Annotated in this window: 21 protein-coding genes and 1 other annotated feature; of the genes, 4 read left to right on the top strand and 17 right to left on the bottom strand. The window is 35.0% G+C overall.

From position 1 onward, the window contains the following. Positions 1 to 28 precede the first annotated feature (28 nt). The 8 genes from BMW29_RS04970 to BMW29_RS04935 form a co-directional block, all read right to left on the bottom strand. The gene (locus BMW29_RS04970; protein ID WP_092650959.1) at positions 29 to 757 is read right to left on the bottom strand and encodes a hypothetical protein; all 729 of its coding nucleotides are present in this window, start codon (positions 755 to 757) and stop codon (positions 29 to 31) included. A gap of 83 nt (positions 758 to 840) precedes the next feature. After that, the gene (locus tag BMW29_RS04965) at positions 841 to 3,483 is read right to left on the bottom strand and encodes a valine--tRNA ligase (protein WP_092650956.1); all 2,643 of its coding nucleotides are present in this window, start codon (positions 3,481 to 3,483) and stop codon (positions 841 to 843) included. Between the two features lie 59 nt (positions 3,484 to 3,542). Then, positions 3,543 to 3,776: a binding site (T-box leader), on the bottom strand. A 104-nt stretch (positions 3,777 to 3,880) separates the two neighbouring features. Continuing rightward, positions 3,881 to 4,378, bottom strand: coding sequence for a thiol peroxidase (tpx, locus tag BMW29_RS04960; RefSeq protein WP_092650954.1), 498 nt, complete (start codon positions 4,376 to 4,378; stop codon positions 3,881 to 3,883). Positions 4,379 to 4,585: 207 nt separating this feature from the next. Then, a complete protein-coding gene (locus BMW29_RS04955) occupies positions 4,586 to 5,221 on the bottom strand; it encodes a redox-sensing transcriptional repressor Rex (RefSeq protein ID WP_092650952.1) in 636 nt (211 codons plus the stop codon). A gap of 151 nt (positions 5,222 to 5,372) precedes the next feature. Further along, on the bottom strand, positions 5,373 to 6,965 hold the full coding sequence (locus BMW29_RS04950; protein ID WP_092650950.1) for an amidohydrolase: 1,593 nt from the start codon (positions 6,963 to 6,965) through the stop codon (positions 5,373 to 5,375). 96 nt (positions 6,966 to 7,061) lie between these two features. Beyond that, a complete protein-coding gene (thiI, locus tag BMW29_RS04945) occupies positions 7,062 to 8,279 on the bottom strand; it encodes a tRNA uracil 4-sulfurtransferase ThiI (protein ID WP_092651024.1) in 1,218 nt (405 codons plus the stop codon). A gap of 17 nt (positions 8,280 to 8,296) precedes the next feature. Then, the gene (locus tag BMW29_RS04940) at positions 8,297 to 9,448 is read right to left on the bottom strand and encodes a cysteine desulfurase family protein (RefSeq protein WP_092650948.1); all 1,152 of its coding nucleotides are present in this window, start codon (positions 9,446 to 9,448) and stop codon (positions 8,297 to 8,299) included. A 447-nt stretch (positions 9,449 to 9,895) separates the two neighbouring features. After that, positions 9,896 to 11,608, bottom strand: a complete 1,713-nt coding sequence (locus BMW29_RS04935) for a septation ring formation regulator EzrA (RefSeq protein WP_092650946.1) — start codon at positions 11,606 to 11,608, stop codon at positions 9,896 to 9,898. Between the two features lie 265 nt (positions 11,609 to 11,873). Here BMW29_RS04935 and BMW29_RS04930 point away from each other — a divergent pair, with 265 nt between their 5' ends. The 3 genes from BMW29_RS04930 (at position 11,874) to BMW29_RS04920 (ending at position 13,541) form a co-directional block, all read left to right on the top strand. Next, positions 11,874 to 12,362, top strand: coding sequence for a GAF domain-containing protein (locus tag BMW29_RS04930; RefSeq protein WP_092650944.1), 489 nt, complete (start codon positions 11,874 to 11,876; stop codon positions 12,360 to 12,362). Between the two features lie 185 nt (positions 12,363 to 12,547). Further along, positions 12,548 to 13,153, top strand: a complete 606-nt coding sequence (gene rpsD, locus BMW29_RS04925; RefSeq protein WP_092650942.1) for a 30S ribosomal protein S4 — start codon at positions 12,548 to 12,550, stop codon at positions 13,151 to 13,153. 82 nt (positions 13,154 to 13,235) lie between these two features. Then, positions 13,236 to 13,541, top strand: coding sequence for a hypothetical protein (locus BMW29_RS04920; protein WP_092650940.1), 306 nt, complete (start codon positions 13,236 to 13,238; stop codon positions 13,539 to 13,541). Positions 13,542 to 13,726: 185 nt separating this feature from the next. Here BMW29_RS04920 and BMW29_RS04915 read toward each other — a convergent pair whose 3' ends face one another. From BMW29_RS04915 to mscL, 4 genes are all read right to left on the bottom strand, one after another. After that, positions 13,727 to 13,969: a DUF896 family protein gene (locus tag BMW29_RS04915; RefSeq protein ID WP_092650939.1), complete on the bottom strand. Its 243-nt coding sequence runs from the start codon at positions 13,967 to 13,969 to the stop codon at positions 13,727 to 13,729. Between the two features lie 73 nt (positions 13,970 to 14,042). Then, on the bottom strand, positions 14,043 to 15,257 hold the full coding sequence (locus tag BMW29_RS04910) for a glycosyltransferase (protein ID WP_092650937.1): 1,215 nt from the start codon (positions 15,255 to 15,257) through the stop codon (positions 14,043 to 14,045). A 1-nt stretch (position 15,258) separates the two neighbouring features. Next, positions 15,259 to 15,687 (bottom strand): MerR family transcriptional regulator, encoded by a 429-nt coding sequence (locus tag BMW29_RS04905; RefSeq protein ID WP_092650935.1) that lies wholly within the window; start codon positions 15,685 to 15,687, stop codon positions 15,259 to 15,261. A gap of 105 nt (positions 15,688 to 15,792) precedes the next feature. Beyond that, the gene (gene mscL / locus BMW29_RS04900) at positions 15,793 to 16,245 is read right to left on the bottom strand and encodes a large conductance mechanosensitive channel protein MscL (RefSeq protein ID WP_218139645.1); all 453 of its coding nucleotides are present in this window, start codon (positions 16,243 to 16,245) and stop codon (positions 15,793 to 15,795) included. Between the two features lie 150 nt (positions 16,246 to 16,395). Here mscL and lexA point away from each other — a divergent pair, with 150 nt between their 5' ends. Continuing rightward, complete coding sequence (lexA, locus tag BMW29_RS04895) at positions 16,396 to 17,019, top strand: transcriptional repressor LexA (RefSeq protein WP_092650934.1); 624 nt, start codon at positions 16,396 to 16,398, stop codon at positions 17,017 to 17,019. Between the two features lie 180 nt (positions 17,020 to 17,199). Here the strand turns inward: lexA and BMW29_RS04890 are convergent, their stop codons facing one another. From BMW29_RS04890 to BMW29_RS04870, 5 genes are all read right to left on the bottom strand, one after another. After that, positions 17,200 to 17,520, bottom strand: a complete 321-nt coding sequence (locus BMW29_RS04890) for a nucleoside triphosphate pyrophosphohydrolase family protein (RefSeq protein ID WP_092650932.1) — start codon at positions 17,518 to 17,520, stop codon at positions 17,200 to 17,202. 190 nt (positions 17,521 to 17,710) lie between these two features. After that, positions 17,711 to 19,045 carry a type I glutamate--ammonia ligase gene (gene glnA / locus BMW29_RS04885; RefSeq protein WP_092650930.1) on the bottom strand — a complete coding sequence of 445 codons (1,335 nt, stop codon included), beginning with the start codon at positions 19,043 to 19,045 and terminating at the stop codon, positions 17,711 to 17,713. Positions 19,046 to 19,078: 33 nt separating this feature from the next. After that, positions 19,079 to 19,474 (bottom strand): MerR family transcriptional regulator, encoded by a 396-nt coding sequence (locus tag BMW29_RS04880; RefSeq protein ID WP_092650929.1) that lies wholly within the window; start codon positions 19,472 to 19,474, stop codon positions 19,079 to 19,081. A 113-nt stretch (positions 19,475 to 19,587) separates the two neighbouring features. Further along, positions 19,588 to 21,885, bottom strand: a complete 2,298-nt coding sequence (gene gshAB / locus BMW29_RS04875) for a bifunctional glutamate--cysteine ligase GshA/glutathione synthetase GshB (protein WP_092650927.1) — start codon at positions 21,883 to 21,885, stop codon at positions 19,588 to 19,590. A gap of 11 nt (positions 21,886 to 21,896) precedes the next feature. Then, positions 21,897 to 22,409 carry a pyrophosphohydrolase domain-containing protein gene (locus BMW29_RS04870; RefSeq protein ID WP_092650925.1) on the bottom strand — a complete coding sequence of 171 codons (513 nt, stop codon included), beginning with the start codon at positions 22,407 to 22,409 and terminating at the stop codon, positions 21,897 to 21,899. Positions 22,410 to 22,437 lie beyond the last annotated feature (28 nt).

Here is a 22,437-nt window from a genome sequence, read left to right as displayed (position 1 = left end):
TTTATTATTAACAAATAAAGAAATCTTTTTAAATATTTATTTCCCTTTCAAAAAACAAATCATAAGGTAATTTTTTCACGCCACCTGCTCTATATGCGCTCCGTGTCTCTTTAATCATTTGCTCTAAAGCTTGTTGCTTATCTTCAGTTTTGATAAATGGCAGTAAACTGTTTTTTTCAAATTCAAAAACAAAATCCCTTCTACCAATTTTACCTTCTGCCATTTCAAAATATTTATACTTCTCTACTTCTTGTTTGGTTATCTCTAACCATTTATTACCATCGGCTGTTTGATTGAACAGAAAACAAAAATAAGTAAGATACCAATAACGCCACATCCAACCAATTGAATAATCTTTTGTCGCTTCATCCTCTAATAAGATTTCATAGAATACTTGATGATTCTGAGCACTTTGAGCTAGCCGAGCAAAATGTTTTCGACTCAATAATTCATCAAAGCCATCAATTAAAGCTTGCTCAAAAGCACGATTTTCATTGAGATAATCTTCAGCCCTGACTGTTGCACAAGTTTCAGATAGGTACATGGTTACTTCATCTTTTCGACTATGTAAAAATTGGACTCCATATTGAAAGCGATAGCGCTCAGCAAACGAACTACTGTCTATCCAAATCCATATGAAAAAGTAGCCACAGTCCTTTACCCACTTTCTAGGATTATTTTTATGTTTCATAAAACCAAAGGGGCCAAGTTTAGCTTTAGCAACCTCGTTTAAAATACTTCTATTGGATTTCTCCATAGTAACCTCCTAATGCTTTTTATTCATTCTATTAAAAAAGATGAAACAAAAGTGTTGCTACTTTTGTTTCATCCAATGTCAGCTTAATTCTTTTCAAGCATTGCAATACGCTCAGCAACTAAGTGACGTTTTTCTAAATAATCTTTCTCTTTTTCACGTTCAGCCTCAACAACTGCTGCAGGTGCACTTGCCACAAATTTTTCATTTGCAAGCTTGCCTTGAACACGTTTGACTTCTTTATCTAATTTATCCATTTCTTTATTCAAACGAGCGATTTCTTCCTCAATATTGATTAGTCCTGCTAATGGCAGATAAATTTCAGCACCTGTAATCACTGCTGTCATCGCCATTTCTGGTGCTTCAATATCGCTTGCAATTACTAAGCTTTCTGGGTTACAGAATCTTGTGATATAGCCTTCATTTTCTTGTAGGAATGTGGCTATGGCTTCATCACTCGTTTTAATCAATAATTCAATTTGTTTAGATAATGGGGTATTCACTTCTGAACGAATATTACGAACAGAGCGGATTAATTCCATTAAAACTTCCATTCCTTTAGCAGCTTGCTCATCATTTAAATCTTTACGTGGTGTTGGATAATCAGCGGTTACTAAAGATTCTCCCTCATGAGGCATATTTAACCAAATTTCTTCTGTTACAAATGGCATAATTGGATGCAATAAACGTAAGGTTTGATCAAATACATGAGCTAAAATAGAACGAGTTGTGTGTTTAGCTGCTTCATCTTCGCCATAAAGGACACTCTTACTCATTTCAATATACCAATCACATAAATCATCCCAAATAAAGTTGTATAAATGACGACCTGCTTCACCAAATTCAAATTTATCAAATAGCTCGGTTACACGTGTAATGGTTTCATTTAAACGAGTTAAAATCCAACGATCTGCTACATTTTTCTTCCCAGTTAAATCAATCTCATCATACGTCATGCCTTCCATATTCATTAATGCAAAACGACTCGCATTCCAAATTTTATTAATGAAATTCCAAGCAGCATCCATCTTATCATAACTAAAGCGCACATCTTGTCCTGGAGAAGAACCATTTGATAAGAACCAACGAAGTGCATCTGCACCATATTTATCAATAACCACCATTGGATCAATCCCATTCCCAAGTGATTTACTCATTTTACGGCCCTCTTCATCACGAATTAAACCGTGAATCAGCACATTTTCAAAAGGACGCTCTCCTGTAAATTCTAAGCTTTGGAAAATCATACGACTTACCCAGAAGGCAATGATATCATAGCCTGTAACCAAAGTGCTAGTAGGGAAATAGCGTTTAAAATCAGGTGCATCTGTATCAGGCCAGCCCATGGTTGAAAACGGCCATAAAGCTGAACTAAACCAAGTGTCTAACACATCTGGATCCTGTTCCCAATTTTCAGCATCTGTTGGTGCTTCTGTTCCAACATATAATTCACCAGTTGTTTTGTGGTACCAAGCTGGAATACGATGTCCCCACCATAATTGACGAGAAATTACCCAATCATGGACATTTTCCATCCAACGTAGATAAGTGTTTTCAAAACGTTCAGGAACAAAATTCACTACATTTTCTTGTTTTTGTAAGTCAATTGCTTCATCTGCTAATGGTTGCATTTTTACAAACCATTGTGTGGATAAGCGTGGCTCAACAACTACACCTGTACGTTCTGAATGTCCCACTGAATGCACCATTTTCTCAATTTTTACTAATAAGCCTAATGCCTCTAAATCTTTAATCACTGCTTTTCTTGCTTCAAAACGATCCATACCAACATAAATACCTGCACGTTCATTCATTGTCGCATCATCATTCATCACATTAATACGTTCTAAATCATGACGATTACCAACTTCAAAGTCATTTGGGTCATGAGCAGGTGTCATTTTTACAACACCTGTTCCAAAATCCATTTCAACATAATCATCTGCCACAATAGGAATTTCACGATCCATCAGCGGTAACATCACTGTTTTCCCAATCAAATGTTGGTAACGCTCATCATCAGGATGTACAGCAATCGCTGTATCCCCAAGCATAGTTTCTGGTCTCGTTGTGGCAATCTCTAAATGACCACTACCATCCGCTAAAGGATAGCTCATATGATAAAACGCACCTTCAACATCTTTATGAATCACTTCAATATCAGAAAGAGCTGTTTTCGCTTTTGGATCCCAGTTAATAATATATTCTCCACGATAAATTAAGTCTTTTTCATAGAGCTTCACAAAAACCGTTTTAACTGCATCTGATAAGCCATCATCTAAGGTAAAACGTTCACGAGAATAATCGACTGAAATCCCGACTTTAGCCCATTGATCACGAATCACTTGGGCATATTCTTCTTTCCAATCCCAAACTGTTTCCAAGAATTTCTCACGGCCTAAATCATAACGTGTAACGCCTTCTTCACGTAATTTTTCTTCAACTTTCGCTTGTGTAGCAATTCCCGCATGATCCATCCCAGGTAACCATAAAGTATCGAAGCCTTGCATCCGTTTTTGACGAATGATAATATCTTGTAACGTTGTATCCCAAGCATGCCCTAAATGCAATTTACCTGTTACATTTGGTGGTGGAATTACGATAGAATAAGGCTTCTTCGTTTGATCACCACTTGGTTTAAATAAATCTTTTGCTAGCCATTCCTCATAACGTCCCGCTTCAACTTCTTGGGGATTGTACTTTGTTGGCATGTTTAACTCTTCTGTCATCTAAGCCACTCCTTTGATTACTATTTTTGGACAAATTAAAACAGCACTCATCCTAATTGACTTAGGACGAATGCTGTTATTCGCGGTACCACCTAAATTGAATCCTTATCTCATCTGATAAAAAATTCCTCTTCATTCACTTTGTTAACGAGGGCGACCCCGGATAAGCCTACTTGTATCCTTCAACTTATCAGCTCCCAAGCTACCTTCAACTGTTTTCTTTAAAAGCTTGCACCATCCGCTTTCTCTCTCTAAAAGAAATCCAATTTACTCCTCTTGTTCAAAGCTGTTATTTCCTTTATATTCTAGCATTGAAGCCTTTTTTCGTCAAATCATTTTGAAGAAACTAGCAAAAAAAGTTGAACTCGCTTACTTACGACTTCAACTTTTATTTGTTTTATTTTGCAGCAGTTTTCACAGCTATTTCAAGGGCTGTTGTATAATCAGGCTCAGCAGAAAGCTCAGCGACAATTTCATCATAAATAATTTTTCCATCTTGATCAATCACATAAATGGCACGTGCTAAACGTTTCATTTCAGTAATATATAAGCCATATGCTTGCCCAAAAACAGAATCTGGATCATGCAGCATTTCCATATCAACACCCTCAGCAGCACACCAATCAGCCTGCTCTTCTTTGGTATTATTTGAAATGGTCATTAATTGTACTTCTGGTACATTCCCTGCTTCTTGGTTAAAACGTTTTGTTTGAATCGAGCAAGTACGTGTATCAATATCTGGCACAACACTTAGTAAAACGACCTTTCCTTTAAAATCAGCTAGTTGAATCGTTTTATCTGCTAAGTTATTTAATGAGAAAGCTGGTGCTATATCTCCTGTTTTTGCCTGTGTTCCTTCTAAATGAATGATTTCACCTTTTTTTGTGATTTCCATTGTCTATCTCCTCTTTCGCTCATATGACTTCTCTTCTATTATAGCGTTGAATGAAAAAAATAAGCAATTTATTAGCTTATAAAGCTTTTTAAGATAAAGGGAAATTCGGAAAATTAGGGAAATGAGAGAAGAAAATAGGACAGATAGAATAATTTCTATCTGTCCCATAAATAATCGTACCATAAACAAACTTATCTAGTATAACGTTTACATATTCTCATTAAAATAAACAAGCGTTTGTAGCTCTGTTGTCAAATCAATATAATGCACATGAACATGCTTCGGCACTTTTACACGACCTGGTGCAAAATTAAGAATGGCTGTCACACCAGAATTCACCAGCAAATCAATCGCATTTTGTGAATATTTACTTGGGACTGTTGATATAGCTGTTCCAATTTTTCTTTTTTTAATCTGTTGTGTTAACTCCTTCATTGAATAAATAGGAATCTCTCCTACTGTTGTTCCTGATAAGGTTTCATTATTATCAAAAGCACAGGTAATCACTAAATCATCATTTCTTCTAAAATTATTTTTAAGCAAGGCTTTCCCCAGATTTCCAGCACCCACCAATGCTAGCTTGGTTACTTCTTTAACATTTAATGTTTGGCTAAAGACAGAAATTAAATAGGATACCTCATAGCCATAGCCACTTCTACCTAACTCCCCGAAATGTGAAAAATCTTTACGAATCGTAGCAGATGGGACTTGAACCAGTTTACTAAATTCACTTGAGTTGATTCGGCAAGTTCCTAATTCCTCCAAAAATTTTAAGTTTCTGTAGTATAAAGGAAGTCGCTTAGCTGTTGCATTTGGTATTTTCTTCACTTGTGTTTCTTCCATTTTAACTCACCATTTTCCTTCTCATTTCAATCTAGATACCTCTATAGTAGCATCTACAACTTCATTTTTCAATCTTTTTTGTGAACGTTATCACAAAAGAGAAAATCCTCACATACAAAAGGAGCGCAACATTACGTCGCTCTCCTTTTACTTATCTCTGTTCAAAAACAATCTGTTCATTCACAACCGTCATGGCCACTTTTGTATCCTTTAATTGTTCTACCGGTATCCTGAATGGATCTTCTTTAACAACCGTTAAATCACATATAAAACCAGGTGCAATTTTTCCTCTAGTTGTTTCTTTATAATCTGCTACACTACTCCCAATTGTATACAATGAAATGGCTTCATAAACGGATAATGCTTGCTCTTTAAAATAAGCCTGCTGATCTGCATCTGCTTTTCTTGTAACAGCACTATAAATGCCATAAAATGGGTTGGGTATCTCAATTGGTGCATCACTTCCACCAGCTAATAACAGACCTGCTTCTAATAAAGACTTCCAAGCAAAAGCTCGTTGGGGATAATGCTCCCCTAAAATATCTAAAGCCCAAGGCAAATCACTGCTCATAAATTGTGGTTGAATATCAAACATTAATGGTAAACCTTTTGCTTGTTCAATTAAAGCATCCGTTAACCAAGGTGTATGAATCATCCGATCTCGTTGCCCTGCTTTAGGTGGATATTTTTGTACCATTGTTAAGACTTTTTCAAAAGCTGCGTCCCCTAAAATATGGACAGCAATCGGTAAACCAGCTTTTCGGGCATTGATAACCATTGCCTCAAATGAAGCATCAGCATGAATTTGCAAACCATAATTAGCTGGATTATCTGCATAGGGTTGTGTCATTAAAGCTGTTCTAGAACCAACTGTTCCATCATAAAAGATTTTCATCGCACCTAATTCAACAAAGGGATCGCCATCTACAAATTTTTCACCAGAAGCGCTATATGCAGCTAATTCCTCATGATGAATTAATAGATGCGCACGAAATGGTGTTTTTTCTTGATCAATCGCGGAACGATAAGCTGCTAGTGTCCCAATAAAGCCATTAAAGTAATGTAAATCTTCACTATGCCCACCAGTCAGCCCTTTCGACCATAAATCTTTAATCGCTAGTTGAATCAAGGATTCCAATTCCTTTTGTGTTGGCATTGGAAAGGCATCAATCGCTAAGTTTGTGGCCTCATCCTTAAGAATTCCAGTTAGCAAACCCTCTGCTGTTAAGACAATCTCTCCTCCGCCAGCAAAAACTTGCTGATCCTTTAAACCAATCGCTTCAATGTAAGCTGTATTAATTGTGACACAATGATAATCAATTCTTCTGACAATCACTGGATGCCCGAAACTAACGCCATCTAAATCCTCTTTGGTAAATAGTGTCTGTTCATCAGTCCACATATTCTCATTATAACCTTCAACAAACAACCATTCTTCTGGTGCCAATTCTTTGACCCGCTGTTCAATTAAAGTCAAAGCTTCTTTTTTGCTTTTCACTTGAGATAAATTCAATCTTGACAGCGCTTGACCATACCAAAGAATATGCAAATGAGAATCCACAAAACCAGGAAAAGCGACTTGCCCTTTTAAATCAATTTCTTCCTGAATTTGCGCTGACCATTTAGCTCTGAGCATTTCAACTGCCCCAGTTGCAACAATCATCCCTTTATCAGATAAAACTGCCTCTACTGTTTTACCAGCTTGTTCCATTGTATAAAATAAACCATTTTTCCATAATTTCATTTGACTTTTCCTCCCAAATTACATTACCTTAATTCTACAGAATGTCCTCTTGAAATGCAAAAAGTTATGCTTCTGATACAGAAGCATAACTTGTGTTTAAAGTAAGTCCATAAAATCAGCTTTAGCTGCTGCTGAAGAATCCTGTCCTACCTTAATTTCTTCTACTTCTAAACCAGCGATTGAACGCTCAATCAAAGCATCTACTTCTAAACGTGCTTCAAATTTTCTAGCATTTTCCAATTTAGGCTTAGTCTTTGGTGCTGGAGGTGCAAAAATTGTACAGCAATCCTCAAATGGCTGAATGGATAAATCAAAGGTATCAATTTTCTTAGCCACTTCAATGATTTCATTTTTATCCATTGATACAACTGGACGAATAATCGGTGTATTGGTTACATCATTAATGGCTACCATACTTGGTAAAGTCTGTGATGCCACCTGACCAAGGGATTCACCATTGACAATTGCAAGCCCACGTTGTTGTTCACGAATGATATCTGTGATACGCATCATCATTCTTCTTGTAACGGTCATTAAATAGCCTTCAGGTACACTTTTTTTTATTTCCTCCTGAATTTCTGTAAAAGGAACCGTAATAAACTGAATACTACCTGAATAGGCTGCAATTTTCGCTGTTAAATCCTTGGCTTTTTGTAAAGATTGCTCACTTGTATAAGGTGGGCTATAAAAATGAACGGCGATAATTTCTACGCCACGTTTCATGGCTAAATAACCAGCTACAGGAGAATCAATCCCACCAGAAAGCATTAAGACACTTCTACCACCTGAACCAACTGGTAAGCCACCTGCACCTAAAATTGTTTCTGAAGAAATGAAAATCCCTTCTTTTCGCACTTCAACTCGAATGGTTAAATCAGGCTTTTTCACCTGCACCTTAATGCCCTCAACATTTCTAAGCACCGCGCCACCTAGATAATGATTGATTTCAGTCGTATCCATATAAAAACTATGATCAGACCTCTTTGTATTAATCTTAAAGGTCATTCCCTCTTCAAATTGACTTTGCACAAGTGCCACTACTTTTTCTTCAACCTGTTCAATATCCTGCGCCACTTGAATGACAGGAGAATAGCTTTGAATACCAAATACATCCTTTAAACGTTCGATTACAACAGCGCTATTGGCACCATGTAAATCTAAAAACATGCGGTCTCTTTCTCCATAAATTTTGATTTCTGGAAAATCATGTAGGGTCTTTCTTACATTTTGCACCAAACGATTAATAAAAGACTTTTTATTTTTTCCTTTTAAAGACAATTCGCCATAACGAATCATCACTCTATCATAATGAATCACTGAATTTCCCCCTTTTATGAATGAATCCCTGAGAATGTTTGACATAGTTGCTGAAATACTTGGATAAATTGTTTTGCTTCAGTCATTGTACTTTCATCGGATAAACTTAAGCGAACAGCACATTCAGCTAAGCTTGTTGGCACATTCATCTCACCTAATGTGCTAGAAGTTGCTTTACTTTTACTAGAGCAGGCACTTGTTGTAGATAAATAGATGGCTTCTTTTTCTAAAGCATGAACCATCACTTCTCCGCGAATCCCTTTTAAAGCAAAGCAAAGGATATGAGGTGCTTGCTGTGCTTGATTGCATCCAGAAAACAAGACCACATTTGGTAGCTGTTCCAGTTGTTGATGAAGGAAATCATGAATCTCTCGCTGCTTAGCAATCTTTTCTGTTTCATCTGTACGAATCAAGCGTAGCGCTTTGGCCATTGCTGCAATCCCTGCAACATTTTCTGTTCCACTGCGTCCATTGCTTTCTTGTCCACCACCTGATAAAAGTGGCGCGATTCTTCTCCCTTTTTTCAAATAAAGAAAACCTGTTCCTCTTAGAGCATGAAATTTATGTCCAGAAAAAGTGGCGATATCAATGCGGCTATTGGCTCCTAACGCAAGGTCCATTTTTCCAACAGCTTGTACGGCATCTACATGAAAATGAATCCGAGGATAATTTTCCAGTAAGTGACCAATCTCAGCAATTGGCTGAATCGTTCCGACTTCATTATTAATTGCCATGATGGATACCAAAATAGTATCTGGTCGAATGGCTTGTGCTAAAGCCTCAACTGTTACACGGCCATCTTTTCCTACTGGCAAATATGTGATATCAAAGCCTAGGAGCTCAAGCTGTTTAGCTGACTCTTTAACAGCAGGATGCTCAATCGCAGAGAGAATGATATGACGACCAAATTCTCTTTTTTCAATGGCTGTTCCTTTGATAGCCCAATTGTCTCCTTCAGTCCCACCACTTGTAAAATAAATTTCACTTGGCTGAACTTGCATCACTTCTGCTATTTGTTTTCTTGCCTGGTTCAATAAGGAAGCAGCTTTATTGCCAAGATTGTGCAAGCTGGAAGGATTGCCCCAAATATCTTCTGTTACTTTTATATGAGTTGCCAACACTTGTTGATTGACAACAGTTGTGGCGCTATTATCAAAATAAATCATTGTTTCACCTGAATTCTTTCTTATTTTGTTAAGAGGTATTTAAAAGCTATGGTAGGGTGTTAAATCGATGATTGATAATTATTCATGACATTATCAACACACAATGATTCGCCACTGGCACGTTCAAATAGACCCTAACCTTGATCAAAATTACCTTTAACATTATAGCACAAATCCTACTATAATAATGGTTAATTTCATTTTTTTCATCATAAGGTCTATAGACAAAAAAAGTTTTACATTTCTCAATATACTATGTTATAATATACCTGTAACACTTATATTTATCCTTATAGTCATTGCGACTCCATAATAGGGGGATGTTATAAGAGGATACGGGGACTATATTTTACGTGCCATATTTCTTAGGAAATATGGTATTTTTTTTGTTTTTAAACAGCATCATAAAAGGGATAGGCTCTTTTAGCCTATCCCTTTTATCTTTGCTTAATTTCTTTTTTCTGTAATAAAGATATCTTCCACTTTTTTAAATGCACCAGGTTCGATTGCTTCAAGTGCTGTTGAAATCATTTCAAGGGCATCTTGATAAGCAAATTGACGACTAAATAGATACATTGTATTTTTAACTGCTTGCTCAATCTCTTCATTTTGATGACGGTAACGGTTTGAATACTGAATCATATACTCAGTCAGCAATGCCGCATCTACCATATCCTCTGTTTTTTCTTTTAAATGACCTAAATCATCATCACATAAGAAACAAAGTTTACTAATTTCTTTCATATTAATTTTAATTCTATTTAACTCTTTATCTAAGGTTTCAATGCGATCACCTGTTGTGAAAAATAAATCCTTATAATCATTAGATAAGCCTGGTAAATGTTGTTTTTCAACATAGCGTTTTAAATTGCGCAATTCAAACTCAAAATCATCTAATTGTTTTTTCGCAGCCAATTCTTCTTTTCGTAATGAGTTTAGACCTGTATAAATGTCTTGTTGCTGAGCTTCAGCTACTGCCAAAGCTTCTGTCATCACTTTAAATTCTGCTTCAATATTAGAATAAACAGCAATTTGCTCATCCATTTGCTTCTTATACTGTTCAAATTGTTTCGAAAAATCTGTTAGCTTACCTTCAATTTCATTAGCACCCTCTAGTTCACCATTGACTAATGAATAGCTTTGAGAAATCATATCAATTTCATTTAACAACTTACGATTATTTTCTTGCGCTCGTTCTAATGTTTCATTTAATTCTTTTTGTATCTTGACGACATAGCGTTTTGCATCAATTTCAAGCTGCATCACTTCATATAAATGATCAATTTTCCCTTCAATTTTTTCAATATTCTCTGTTGCTGCTTGTACTTCACATTTTTCAGTTAACGTTTTTGTGGCTTCAATTAACTCATTTACTTCTTTCATTTCAGTAACTAAATCAGTACCATTGAAACAGTAATGTTGCTCTACCATAAAATCATAACCATTTTTAATTTCAGTTGTTTGTTCTTCAAAAGAAACAGTTAATTGTTTTAAAATATCTGGAATCGTATCAATTAAATGTTTTAATTCCGCCGTTTCCGTTTTTAAACGATCCAATACTTCACGTGCTTCAATATGATCACCATTGCTTGTTAGCTCAGAAAATTTAGAAAAGTTGACTTCTAAGTAACTTAATTGATTTTCTAGGTTTTCTAATGCGCCACCAAATGCAAAGCTTTGAGTCAATAGCTTTTTACGAATATCTTGGTAAGAATCTCTAACTAATTTCACTTCTGTGCGATTATCTTCTTCACTATCCGTTAGTTTTTTCAACGCTTTTAAAATCTTATCAATATCCACAGCTGTTTCTTCAAGTAAAGTAGAAACTTGCTCTTCTGCTGTTCTTGCACGATTCAACTGTAATTTATCGGTTGCTTGTTCTGCTTCAAATAATAAGTTTTCAGCATCTGGGAAACGGACATTGGCAATATTTTGCCAAGCTTTATTCCAAGATTCAAAGGTTCGTTCTGTCTGACCTGTTAAGTTTAAATTTTTAACCAGATTGATTTCATCAATGACAGGGATATCCATTAACTCAATTTTTCTCTTTTCTAGTTCATCAATTTTGCTATAATGATTTTTCTTTAAAATATAGCTAGCAGCATAAAGTGCAGCAGCTAAAATAATAATACCAATTAATATATACAAAAATACATTCATTTTGAGACCCCCACTAAATTGTTTTCATTTAATTTGTTCATTTTTTATATGATTTACGGTTATTTTCTTAATTCTTTAAAAAAAATATACACTCAAGTAAAAGTATACCACAGCAAGCTTTTTCCTACACTAAAAAAAGCCAAATTTATTGATTATTTCTTTTTTTTGCTTCCTATATGTAAAATCAAGACCTTTCAAGTAGAATTATGATAGGATAAGGTAACTAAATCAATTCCCTAAAAAATCTGAAAGGACTGATATAAGTATGAAAAAGACTGAAGCATTAAAACAAATGAATCGCCAGCTTGAAAGCTTAATTGCAGGAGAAAAAAATACGATTGCAAATTTAAGCAATGCTGCGGCTCTTTTAGCCCATCAACTACCAGATGTCAGCTGGGCAGGTTTCTATTTATATGATCGTCAAGCAGATCATTTAGTCTTGGGACCTTTTCAAGGCAAACCAGCATGTATTCGCATTCCAAATGGTAAAGGTGTTTGTGGAGCAGCCTTTGCAAAGAAAGAAACACTTATTGTTGGAGATGTTCATACTTTTAAAGGACATATCGCTTGTGATGCAGACAGTAATGCTGAAATTGTGATTCCACTTGAAAAAGATGGCATCTACTTTGGTGTCTTAGATATTGATTCCACAACTCATCATCGCTTTGATCAAGTTGATCAGCTTTATTTAGAAGATTTCGTGCGTATTTTAATAGAAAACATTGACGTGCTATCAGTGATTGAGGTATACTAGTCATTGTGTAAAATAATGCAGCATGTTAGTGGTATCCACGTCAACAGTTCATTGCCGTTTTCGGTGCAATTGCGTAACCTGCGGCTGCAAAGGTGAAGATTGAAGAATGAACTGCACGAATACTGAACTTACAATCTATTATTTTACTCCAACAAAAAACAATTTTCAATTGGAGGAATTTTATTATGTCACGTTACACAGGCCCAAGTTGGAAAGTATCTCGCCGTTTAGGTATTTCACTTTCTGGCACAGGAAAAGAATTAGAACGCCGTCCTTACGCTCCAGGTCCACATGGTCCAAATAGCCGTAAGAAATTATCAGAGTACGGTTTACAAATGCAAGAAAAACAAAAATTACGTAATATGTATGGTATGACTGAACGTCAATTCCACAACTTATTCGTAAAAGCTGGTAAAAATAAAGAAGGTAAACATGGTGTTAACTTCATGATTTTACTAGAACAACGTTTAGATAATGTTGTTTACCGTTTAGGTTTAGCATCTACTCGTCGTCAAGCGCGTCAATTAGTAAACCACGGTCATATTACTGTTGATGGCAAACGTGTTGATATTCCATCATATAGCGTTTCTATCGGTCAAGTAATCTCAGTTCGTGAAAAATCACGTAACTTAGAAATCATCAAATCATCAGTTGAATCATTATTAGGTCGTCCTGATTATGTATCTTTCGATGCTGATTCATTAACTGGTTCATTAACTCGTTTACCAGAGCGTGAAGAGTTACATGCTGAAATCGACGAAGCTTTCGTTGTCGAATTCTACAACAGATAATCATCTATTGACTATCAATCCCAACAAAATATGATTTTGTTGGGATTTTATTGTATATAAAACTAAAAAAGGAGCATGCAATTTGGATGGACTACTCTTAGATATTTTGCTCACAGGCTTCATCACACTAGGCTTCATTACCTATCTCTTTCTTTTTTTCACCACCAGATTTAAAAAAATTAGCTATCTATCTGATTCCTATAGTTACGGGATTGACCATCTGGCTAATGGGAATAACGACATTTCTCATTATTCTTGGGATAGCATTAATGTCAAGTGTGGCAATGGAAATTCATCTACTACTCATGAAACTAACCATCAACCACTCTTTCAGCTTTTTTATCATCAATCTCTTAATAGTGGCAGTTGCTTTCTATTTATTGAATAGTCAATCATTTTTAGCTGCTTCCCCTCCGAATATTTTCGACTTATTAATTGTGATTTTTGGAATGATTGCCCTACTGTCTATAAAAACCAATTTACGCTTGCTTTTTATATGGATTGAAATGCTAATAGACAAAAAAAGAACTTGATAGAAGTTTGTAGTTAACTTCATAAATCAAGTTCTTTTAATTAGGATCGATCATGTAACCCTTTTTCTTTTTGAATTTGTTTTAATTTTTCTGGTGTCACATCATTACCTTCAGTATCGACAACTTTCATCCCTTCGATATGATGACGCATTCCCCCGCGAAAAACTTCTAAATATTCTTCTCTAAGTAATTTTTGTTCATTTTGTTCATGCAAAGTTAGTCCTTCACCTTTAGCTTTTTTAGCTAAGTGATTGATACGACTTAATTTTTCTTTTGATAACATGTATCTTCACTCCATCATTTTTATTTCTTATACTATAACGTAAATTAGTCATAAAAACAATTGAACTGCTTTTTTATTCTTTTTCAAGTAAATACATCACTGCATCTCTCACATTTTTACAACCATTTATCAAGCTTAATTCTTGTTGTAATAAAGTTGCTCTTTGCTGATAATGTTGCTCATTTAATAATTGATGAAGCATTCTTTTGAAATATTCATAATCTCTTAGTTTAGATTTCTTGATTTGAACTGCATTGCCATATGCCACACATGCTGCAATATTATATTCTTGTTCTTTTTGAAGACCAATCCCAATAAATGGCTTACCAGCTACACATGCAGTTTGAATGGTTCCTTCTCCACCATGAAGTACAGAGGCTGTCACCATCTTTTGCACTTTTAGCGCTGGCAACCAATCGTAAATATAGACATTTTCAGGTAGTTCCTCTATTTCCTTATCTGCTAGAAAGCTTTTCATTGGGCTAATCACCTTAACGGGCAAGTCTTTAAATTGATGTAGTAAAGAAAGAATGACTTTAGCATTTCCAGAACTTCCCATGCTACAAAATATTGTTGGTACTGTACTCTCTTTTAATAATTTCTTTAATGTAAAAGGTATTGCTTCGTTTAAATGAGCAAAAATTGGTCCTACATAAACTGATCCTAGTGGCAAATTTGACTCTTTTGTTAAAACTTCCGGTGTTGTAATACAATTTAAATCTGCATCAAAAAAATCAATTGTATAGTTAAAATCAGCTTCTAAATGATAATATTTAATGACCTTTTTTAGGTTGCGAGGGAACCACTTTAATTGCAAGAAAAATGCACGCATTATTTCTTTTATATACTTATTGGATGCTTTCATAAAATGAACACTTTCAATATTGGCTCTTGTATAAGCATAAGGCTTTACATAAACCAGTGGAATTTTTTTAACTCTTGCACTAATAAACAAACTAATCGTCGATCCTATCAAAATGCAGTCTGGCTGAATCTTTCCTATTAATTGCAGCTCTTGTTGTGTCCTTTCCATTAACATCTCATAAGAAAATGGCATCCTGATTGTTTTCATCTGATCAAATTTCATAATATTGGTAACATCTTGCTCTGTTAAATGGGGGGTTAAATAGTAAAATTCGAAGCCAGCAGTTTCAATTAAATAAGCAAATTTTTGACTATAGCCCATAAAAATACAAGTAGCATCTTCTTTACAAGCTTTTGCTACTTCAATCATCCTAGTTGTCTCTGCTAAATTAAAAGTTTCTGGTGCAAATAAAAAAGTCCTCATCTCATTCCTCACCTTCTAATGAAATAGATGCATAAATTTTCTCAACATAGTCATCAATCTTACTTTCAGTTTCTGCATCAATCGCATTCATTTCAGGAATCTCTTCTATTAAATGAAGCATATGCTGATAATAATGTATTTTTTCTTTAAATGTTGCTTTTTTCAACGCTAACAATTTTTCTGTTTTATGGATACACTCTGCAGTTGGAATGTTGCTCATTGCTGATAATACTAGCTGAATTTCTTCTATTTGAAATTCTCCATATTTCATAACAAGAATGTATTTTAATGTCAGCAAATCAATTTCTTCATAGATTCGATAACCATTCGCCTCTCTTCTAGGGCTTAATAAATGCATTTTATCATAATATCTTAAGGTTGATTCTCGTAAATTTAATCTCTTAGCTGTCTCTTTTATTGTTTTCTTCATTGTTTTCAGCCTCCTATCATCTTCAATATAACATTAAAGTTAAGTTTAAGGTCAAGTCAAAAAAACAACAGCACATTTTATTATGTGCTGTTGCTTATTTTTATTTTACGATTTTACCTCATCCAAATCAGCTGTACAAAACGAACATTTGGTTGCCGCAGCTGGAATTTTAGATAAACAATGTGGACATTCTTTCGTTGGTACTTCTGGTGCTGGTTTCGGTTCTAAAGCTACAACATATTTTGTCATTAAACGAATTAACATAAAAATAACAAAAGAAATAATCAAGAAACTAATAATAGCGTTAATAAACGAACCATAATTTAATGTTGGTGCTCCTGCTGCTTTTGCAGCTGCTAAAGAACCATAACTTTCACCATTTAAACTAATAAATAAATCAGAAAAATCAACATTTCCAATCAATAAACCAATAGGCGGCATAATAATATCATTGACTAATGACGTAATAACCGCTGTAAAAGCTGCCCCAATAATAATCCCAATTGCCATACTAAAGGCATTTCCCTTTGCAATAAATGCTTTAAAATCTTTTAACATACTTATTCCCCCAATCATATTTCATTTTTATTCTACCTGTTTTCACTTTAAAGAACAACTTTTATCCCTTAAAAAAAATAGAACATTTGTTTGAAAAGAATGTATGTTTGTGTTATGATAAATTTATCAAAGAAAACGAGGTGAACATATATGCGTAAAAATCCTGAAACGAGACAAATTGAAGTCCTACAATATATACATGAAAAAGTACTTGAAAAAGGTTATCCACCTACTGTTAGAGAAATTGGAAAAGCAGTGAACCTTGCTTCTACCTCAACTGTTCACGGGCATTTAGAAAGATTAGAAAAAAATGGTTTTATCCAACGAGATCCAACAAAGCCTCGTGCTATCGAATTAACCCAGTTAGGATTATCAAGACTAGGTATTCGTTCTGATAAAATCCCTTTATTAGGAACGGTTACCGCTGGAGAACCCATCCTAGCAGTCGAGGAAGCTTCAGATTTCTTCCCTGTACCTCCTAACTTAAAATATGAAAATGATACCTTATTTATGCTAACCATTCGTGGTGAAAGTATGATTGAGGCAGGCATTTTAGATGGAGATGCTGTCATTGTTCGTAAGCAATCAACAGCCATTAATGGTGATATCGTTATTGCAATGACATCTGAGGATGAAGCGACCTGTAAACGTTTCTACAAAGAAAAAGGGCATTTCAGATTACAGCCTGAAAACGAAACAATGAACCCAATTATCTTAGATGAAGTTATCATTTTGGGCAAAGTTGTGGGTCTTTATAGAAGCCATATTTATTAAAAAAAAAACGGTTGTCCCCTATGCTAAGGAACAATCGTTTTTTTATGTTAGACAAGATCATCTAGTAAGTATTCTCTTATTTTTATCAAAAATAGAAAAATCATCTGGTAAAAAGGAAAGGAGCAAGCCAAATTTCAGCTTGCTCCTTTCCTTTATCTAACTGAATCATATTTCAGTTGATTATTCATCTATTCTATTAATACTTGCTTCCTTTGAAAAACCATTTGGATAACGCTTTTTCAATTTTTGAATATTTTGTACAGCAATTTCATCAAAAGGAATATCTGCCCATTGTGCAATTTGAGATAAATACCATAATACATCGCCCATTTCTTTTGTTAACGCATCTTTATCTAAAGTGTGTCCATGGAAAGTATATTTTTTGATAATATCAACTAATTCCCCTGTTTCCCCTGCAATCCCTAATGCACAGTTTGTTAAAACCTGTTCATTACCATATAATGTCCGGTTTGCTAAGTTTTGATACTCGTTAAATTCCATTGTACGACACGTCCTTCTCATTTCATTATCTACCTTATATAGTATATCTTAAATTTAATCAAAAGTGTACTGAATCAAATAATTAATTAGCTAAACAGATGCTTTTATATTTAAGCTACTACTATATAAAGAACATAAAAAAAAGATTTAACGCTCAATCATTCATGATTAAACATTAAATCTTTTTATCTTAATAAAGCTCTAAATATTGCTCACGTTCCCATTCAGATACTTGTTGTCTAAATGCGCCCCACTCAATTCTTTTTGCTTCAACAAAGTTTGTGTAAATATGCTTTCCTAAAGCTGCCTTTACCACTTCATCTTTTCTTAATTCTTTAATTGCATTGTGTAATGTAGAAGGTAAATCACTAATACCATTTGCATGGCGATCATCTTCTGTCATACTGTAAATATTGCGATCAACTGCTGCTGGTGGCACTTTTTCATTGATAATGCCATCTAATCCAGCTTTTAACAGTACAGCCATTGCTAGATAAGGATTAGCTGTTGGATCAACACTTCTTAATTCTAATCTTGTTGACATCCCTCTTGCAACTGGTACACGCACTAATGGCGAACGGTTACAGCCACTCCAAGCAACATAAACGGGTGCTTCATAGCCTGGAACCAGACGTTTGTATGAATTCACTGTTGGATTACAAATCGCAGTATAGCCTCTTGCATGTTCAAGAATCCCTGCTAAAAATTGATAAGCAGTTGCACTTAATTGCATTTCTCCTTTTTCATCATAAAAAGCATTGCCTTCTTTATTAAATAAGGACATATTGAAATGCATTCCTGAACCATTTACTCCAAAAAGAGGCTTCGGCATAAAGGTTGCATGTAGTCCGTGTTTACGCGCTATTGTTTTAACAACTAATTTAAAGGTTTGAATATCATCACAAGCTTCAACTGCATCTGCATATTTAAAATCAATTTCATGCTGACCAGGGGCCACTTCATGATGAGATGCTTCTACTTCAAAACCTAGGTCTTCAAGAGCTAAAACAATTTCACGTCGGCAGTTTTCTCCTAAATCTGTTGGAGCAAAATCAAAATAACCACCTTTATCATTTAATTCTAGTGTTGGATCGCCATTTTCATCTAGTTTGAATAAAAAGAATTCTGGTTCAGGTCCTAAATTAAAATCAGTAAAACCTAAATCTTTCATTTCTTTTAAAACTCTCTTTAAGTTATTACGAGGATCTCCTGCAAAAGGCTTTCCTTCTGAATCATAAATATCACAAATTAAACGACCAACCTTGCCATATTCTCCACCCCATGGGAAAACGAGCCAGGTAGATAAATCTGGTCTTAAATACATATCACTCTCTTCAATCCGAACAAAACCTTCAATGGAGGAACCATCAAACATCATTTTATTATCAAGAACCTTAGTAAGTTGGCTAATAGGTACTTCTACATTTTTAATCGTACCCATCACATCTGTAAATTGTAAACGTAAAAATCTAACATCTTGCTCTTTTGCTAATTTGACAACATCTTCTCTTGTGTACTTGGCCATTCAGTCTTCCTCCTAATATTTGTTGTTTTTTATTTATCTAAAAATATGAGAACCATCAAAATTTTGATAAGGATTATCACCATCAAGTCCACCAACTGCTTGGAATTCTGAACGTAAAATTCTCCGTACATCATCATCGGTTAAAACATGCTGCGTCGCTTTAAGTCGATCTGCCTTTTCATGCTCTTTTAATTCATACAATCGTTTAATGCCTGCCATATTCACCCCTTCAGTTAAATAATCTTTGATTTCTAAAAGGACATCGACATCATTCAGAGAATACATTCTACGATTCCCTTCATTACGTTCGGGATGAATCAAACCCTGTTCTTCATAGTATCTAATTTTTCTGGCAGTTAAATCTGTTAATTTCATCACTGTGCCAATTGGAAAAACAGATAAGGATCTTCTGAGTTCTTTTTCGCCCATCTACGCTCGCCTCCCTCTTATTATTTTTAAGTATACCGATTTATTTTTATCTGTCAATATTTTATGTGATATTTTCTTACATAAGTTTAAAAAAGCAAAAAAAGAACAACCAATTATGGTTGTTCTTTTATGATCAATTCCGGGAAGAGCATACCTAAAATTCCTAAAGTTAAGCGTCTTCCTTTACCTTGATAAGGAAAGGCATGCATATGCATCGCTGGATTAAAGTTTGCTTCAATCACAGCATAACCAGGGTGCTCTTTTGTACTTGGGATTGTTGCATCTGGAATGATTAAATCGACACCTGATACACGCGCACCTAAAGCAGCTGTCATTTCAATAGCTGCCTGTTTATAGCTGACATCAATTTCATCAGTTTTATCAATTGAATCGCCACCCGTACTGACATTAGAATTTTCTCTTAGATAAACGATTTCTCCCTTTTGAGGAATACTACTGATTTGATACCCTTGTTCTTTTAACATCAATTGTTCAATTTCACCTAATTGAATCAGCTCTAAAGGTGAACGATGATGACTACCTCTCAAAATATCTTGATTTTTTTCAGCTACTAAATCCGTAATGGTTCGTTTTCCATCCCCAATAACATTGGCTGGAACTCTTAACATGATCGCTTCTACTTTCCCATCTAATACAAAGAAACGATACTCTGTCCCTGTCACATATTCTTCAACTAATACAGCTTGATCTTCTTTAAAAGCAATCTTAATCGCTGTTGTATAGTCTTCTAAACTAGGTCCTTCTTTAAAAATAGAAATGCCAAGTCCATAGTTTGTTGATTTTGGCTTTACAACAATGGCTTTATCTTGATAACGCCAATAATTGGCAAGCGCTACTGCTTCCTCCTGATATTCTTCACCAGCAGGCACATGGAAACCAGCAGCCTCTAAAATGCGCTTTGTCACACTTTTATTTTCCATAATTAAAGGTGCAATATATTGATCTTTTGATGTCATGTTAGCATTTTTAACATATTCTATATGCTCATGGTATTGTAGTTTTAAGAATTGATCATGTTCATCAATCACTTCAGCTGTAATTCCCTTTTGAATCGCATCAAAAAGGAGTAGCTGTGTTGATAATTCCATATTGGTATAGCCTCTTAAGGCATACGGCTTAGCTAAACAATCTGCTTCATATTGTTCAGCTAAGGCTGTGACACTAGAAATAAAGCCATTTTCTGATTGAATCAATTCAATTAATTGATTGGCTAATGTTTTTTCTGGATATACCAATTTTTCTTTTGCTTGTTTTAATGCTTCCTCATAATAGGTTGGGAGTGCGAGTTGAGCACTCATTTTTTCCATTCCAGCGAGAATCGTCATTGCCTCAGCTTGATAGCTAGAGGGTTTATCTGGTTGCTCTAAAGCAGTTGTTTCATTCATTTTATGCCCTAAGCTAGCTTCAGCATCACTTTCATGAAGCTCTTCAATCCATAACATATAAAGCATAAATAAATGAACAAAGGCCATATCTTCTTTTGTCATTCCAAAAGGTGCAAAAGGATTTAAGTCAAAGACTCTAATTTCAATATAGCGAATGCCAGTTTCTAACAGGCCTCTCACTGATTTAGAACCACGAAAACGAATCGGTGAATAAAATTCTTTTTCAGCAATAAAATCACCATTCGCTACTAAACGTTCAATATCTGAAACATATTTTTCTAAGCTTTCAAAAGAAACAGCAATATGGCTATCATTCGAGTAGCCTAGATGGCTATTACGAATACTTCTTACAGGTAATTGAGGTTTTTCCATAGGATGTGTTTGATTACGCCAGAAAGACTCATCGGCTATTGGTGTTGCGCCTAATAAATAAGTAAGTACCCAGCGATAGCGTAAAAAGTTTTGTGCCATTTTTAAGTATAAGCTTGTTTTAAAAGTTTCAATGCAACCTGTTTCGCCTTTTCCTTGATAAAGAGCTTCAACAAATTCACTGCCTAATTCAAAATTATAATGAATGCCACTGACTAACTGTTTTGCTTTTCCATATTTTGCAGCTAATGCTTCACGATAAAGCACATCTTCCTTATCATCAAGCTTGGCAATTGGAATCTCTGACTCAGCAGGAATAATAGCAGGCATACTTGCAGGCCAGATAGCTTCTCCTGTTGCAAGGCTCCTTCCTGCTACATCATGAATGGCCATCATTCTACGATACATTTCTGCTACATCTGGTGCAGGGGAAGTAATCAATTCTAATTGTGATTCACTAAAATCAGTTTGGATATAAGGGTGAAATGAACGATTTCCTAATACTGAAGGATGAGGCGTTAAGCTTAAATGTCCATCCTTTGTGATACGCAGGCCTTCCTTTTCCATCCCAAATTGACCACTTGAAAAAGCAGGAAAAAGATTTAATTTTTTAATATCTGCTTGTAGATGTTTCACATTTAAAACTCCTAACTATTTTCAATTTGTCTAGCAACCTCAGCATGAAGCTTAGGTTCAGGAGCATAGTCTGCCTCCCAATTATCAGGTTTAATGACTTTACCATCACCTTCACGATAATGTGGTTTTCCATCTGGAAAAAGCTTGCCCATATTTGCTTGATGAACAATTTGGAATAATGGATCTGGATTCACACCCATTAATACAAAAGAACCATAAACAAAATAATTTGTATCAGTTAAAGCATCCACTTGTCCTACTAAAATATCTTCGACTGGCTCAGCCTTGGTTTTAATTTTGGTAACAGCATCTTGGATGCCTTCTTGCCATTGTGCTAATAGTGTATCAAATTGACTCATATCGCCACCTGATGTTGCATAAAGAAACTCAATGATTTCTTCTGTTGTAAAGTTCGCTCTATAAAGAGCCTCTTCTGATGTAAAAGCTGTAGGTTTTGTATTTTTAGCAGGTGCGAAAACCTGGTGAAATTCACGGACCATTTCATATGGTGTTTTTTGATTCATAATATTAATCTCCTCCTAAATAATGTCC

The organism is Isobaculum melis (assembly GCF_900111355.1).
Classification (GTDB): Bacteria; Bacillota; Bacilli; order Lactobacillales; family Carnobacteriaceae; genus Isobaculum; species Isobaculum melis.
This window is presented reverse-complemented; position numbering and strand designations above follow the sequence as displayed.

What these genes read in the sequence shown, in the direction of transcription:
- mscL (WP_218139645.1), bottom strand. Translation starts at nt 16,245, where the DNA reads ATGTTAAAAGATTTTAAAGCATTTATTGCAAAGGGAAATGCCTTTAGT.
- tpx (WP_092650954.1), bottom strand. Translation starts at nt 4,378, where the DNA reads ATGGAAATCACAAAAAAAGGTGAAATCATTCATTTAGAAGGAACACAG.
- BMW29_RS04930 (WP_092650944.1), top strand. Translation starts at nt 11,874, where the DNA reads ATGAAAAAGACTGAAGCATTAAAACAAATGAATCGCCAGCTTGAAAGC.
- BMW29_RS04870 (WP_092650925.1), bottom strand. Translation starts at nt 22,409, where the DNA reads ATGAATCAAAAAACACCATATGAAATGGTCCGTGAATTTCACCAGGTT.
- BMW29_RS04880 (WP_092650929.1), bottom strand. Translation starts at nt 19,474, where the DNA reads ATGGGCGAAAAAGAACTCAGAAGATCCTTATCTGTTTTTCCAATTGGC.
- BMW29_RS04940 (WP_092650948.1), bottom strand. Translation starts at nt 9,448, where the DNA reads ATGATTTATTTTGATAATAGCGCCACAACTGTTGTCAATCAACAAGTG.
- BMW29_RS04915 (WP_092650939.1), bottom strand. Translation starts at nt 13,969, where the DNA reads ATGTTATCAAAAGAAAAATTAAGTCGTATCAATCACTTAGCTAAAAAA.
- BMW29_RS04890 (WP_092650932.1), bottom strand. Translation starts at nt 17,520, where the DNA reads ATGGAATTTAACGAGTATCAAAACTTAGCAAACCGGACATTATATGGT.
- BMW29_RS04970 (WP_092650959.1), bottom strand. Translation starts at nt 757, where the DNA reads ATGGAGAAATCCAATAGAAGTATTTTAAACGAGGTTGCTAAAGCTAAA.
- BMW29_RS04905 (WP_092650935.1), bottom strand. Translation starts at nt 15,687, where the DNA reads ATGAAGAAAACAATAAAAGAGACAGCTAAGAGATTAAATTTACGAGAA.
- rpsD (WP_092650942.1), top strand. Translation starts at nt 12,548, where the DNA reads ATGTCACGTTACACAGGCCCAAGTTGGAAAGTATCTCGCCGTTTAGGT.
- BMW29_RS04965 (WP_092650956.1), bottom strand. Translation starts at nt 3,483, where the DNA reads ATGACAGAAGAGTTAAACATGCCAACAAAGTACAATCCCCAAGAAGTT.
- lexA (WP_092650934.1), top strand. Translation starts at nt 16,396, where the DNA reads ATGCGTAAAAATCCTGAAACGAGACAAATTGAAGTCCTACAATATATA.
- BMW29_RS04935 (WP_092650946.1), bottom strand. Translation starts at nt 11,608, where the DNA reads ATGAATGTATTTTTGTATATATTAATTGGTATTATTATTTTAGCTGCT.
- glnA (WP_092650930.1), bottom strand. Translation starts at nt 19,045, where the DNA reads ATGGCCAAGTACACAAGAGAAGATGTTGTCAAATTAGCAAAAGAGCAA.
- BMW29_RS04950 (WP_092650950.1), bottom strand. Translation starts at nt 6,965, where the DNA reads ATGAAATTATGGAAAAATGGTTTATTTTATACAATGGAACAAGCTGGT.
- BMW29_RS04955 (WP_092650952.1), bottom strand. Translation starts at nt 5,221, where the DNA reads ATGGAAGAAACACAAGTGAAGAAAATACCAAATGCAACAGCTAAGCGA.
- BMW29_RS04910 (WP_092650937.1), bottom strand. Translation starts at nt 15,257, where the DNA reads ATGAGGACTTTTTTATTTGCACCAGAAACTTTTAATTTAGCAGAGACA.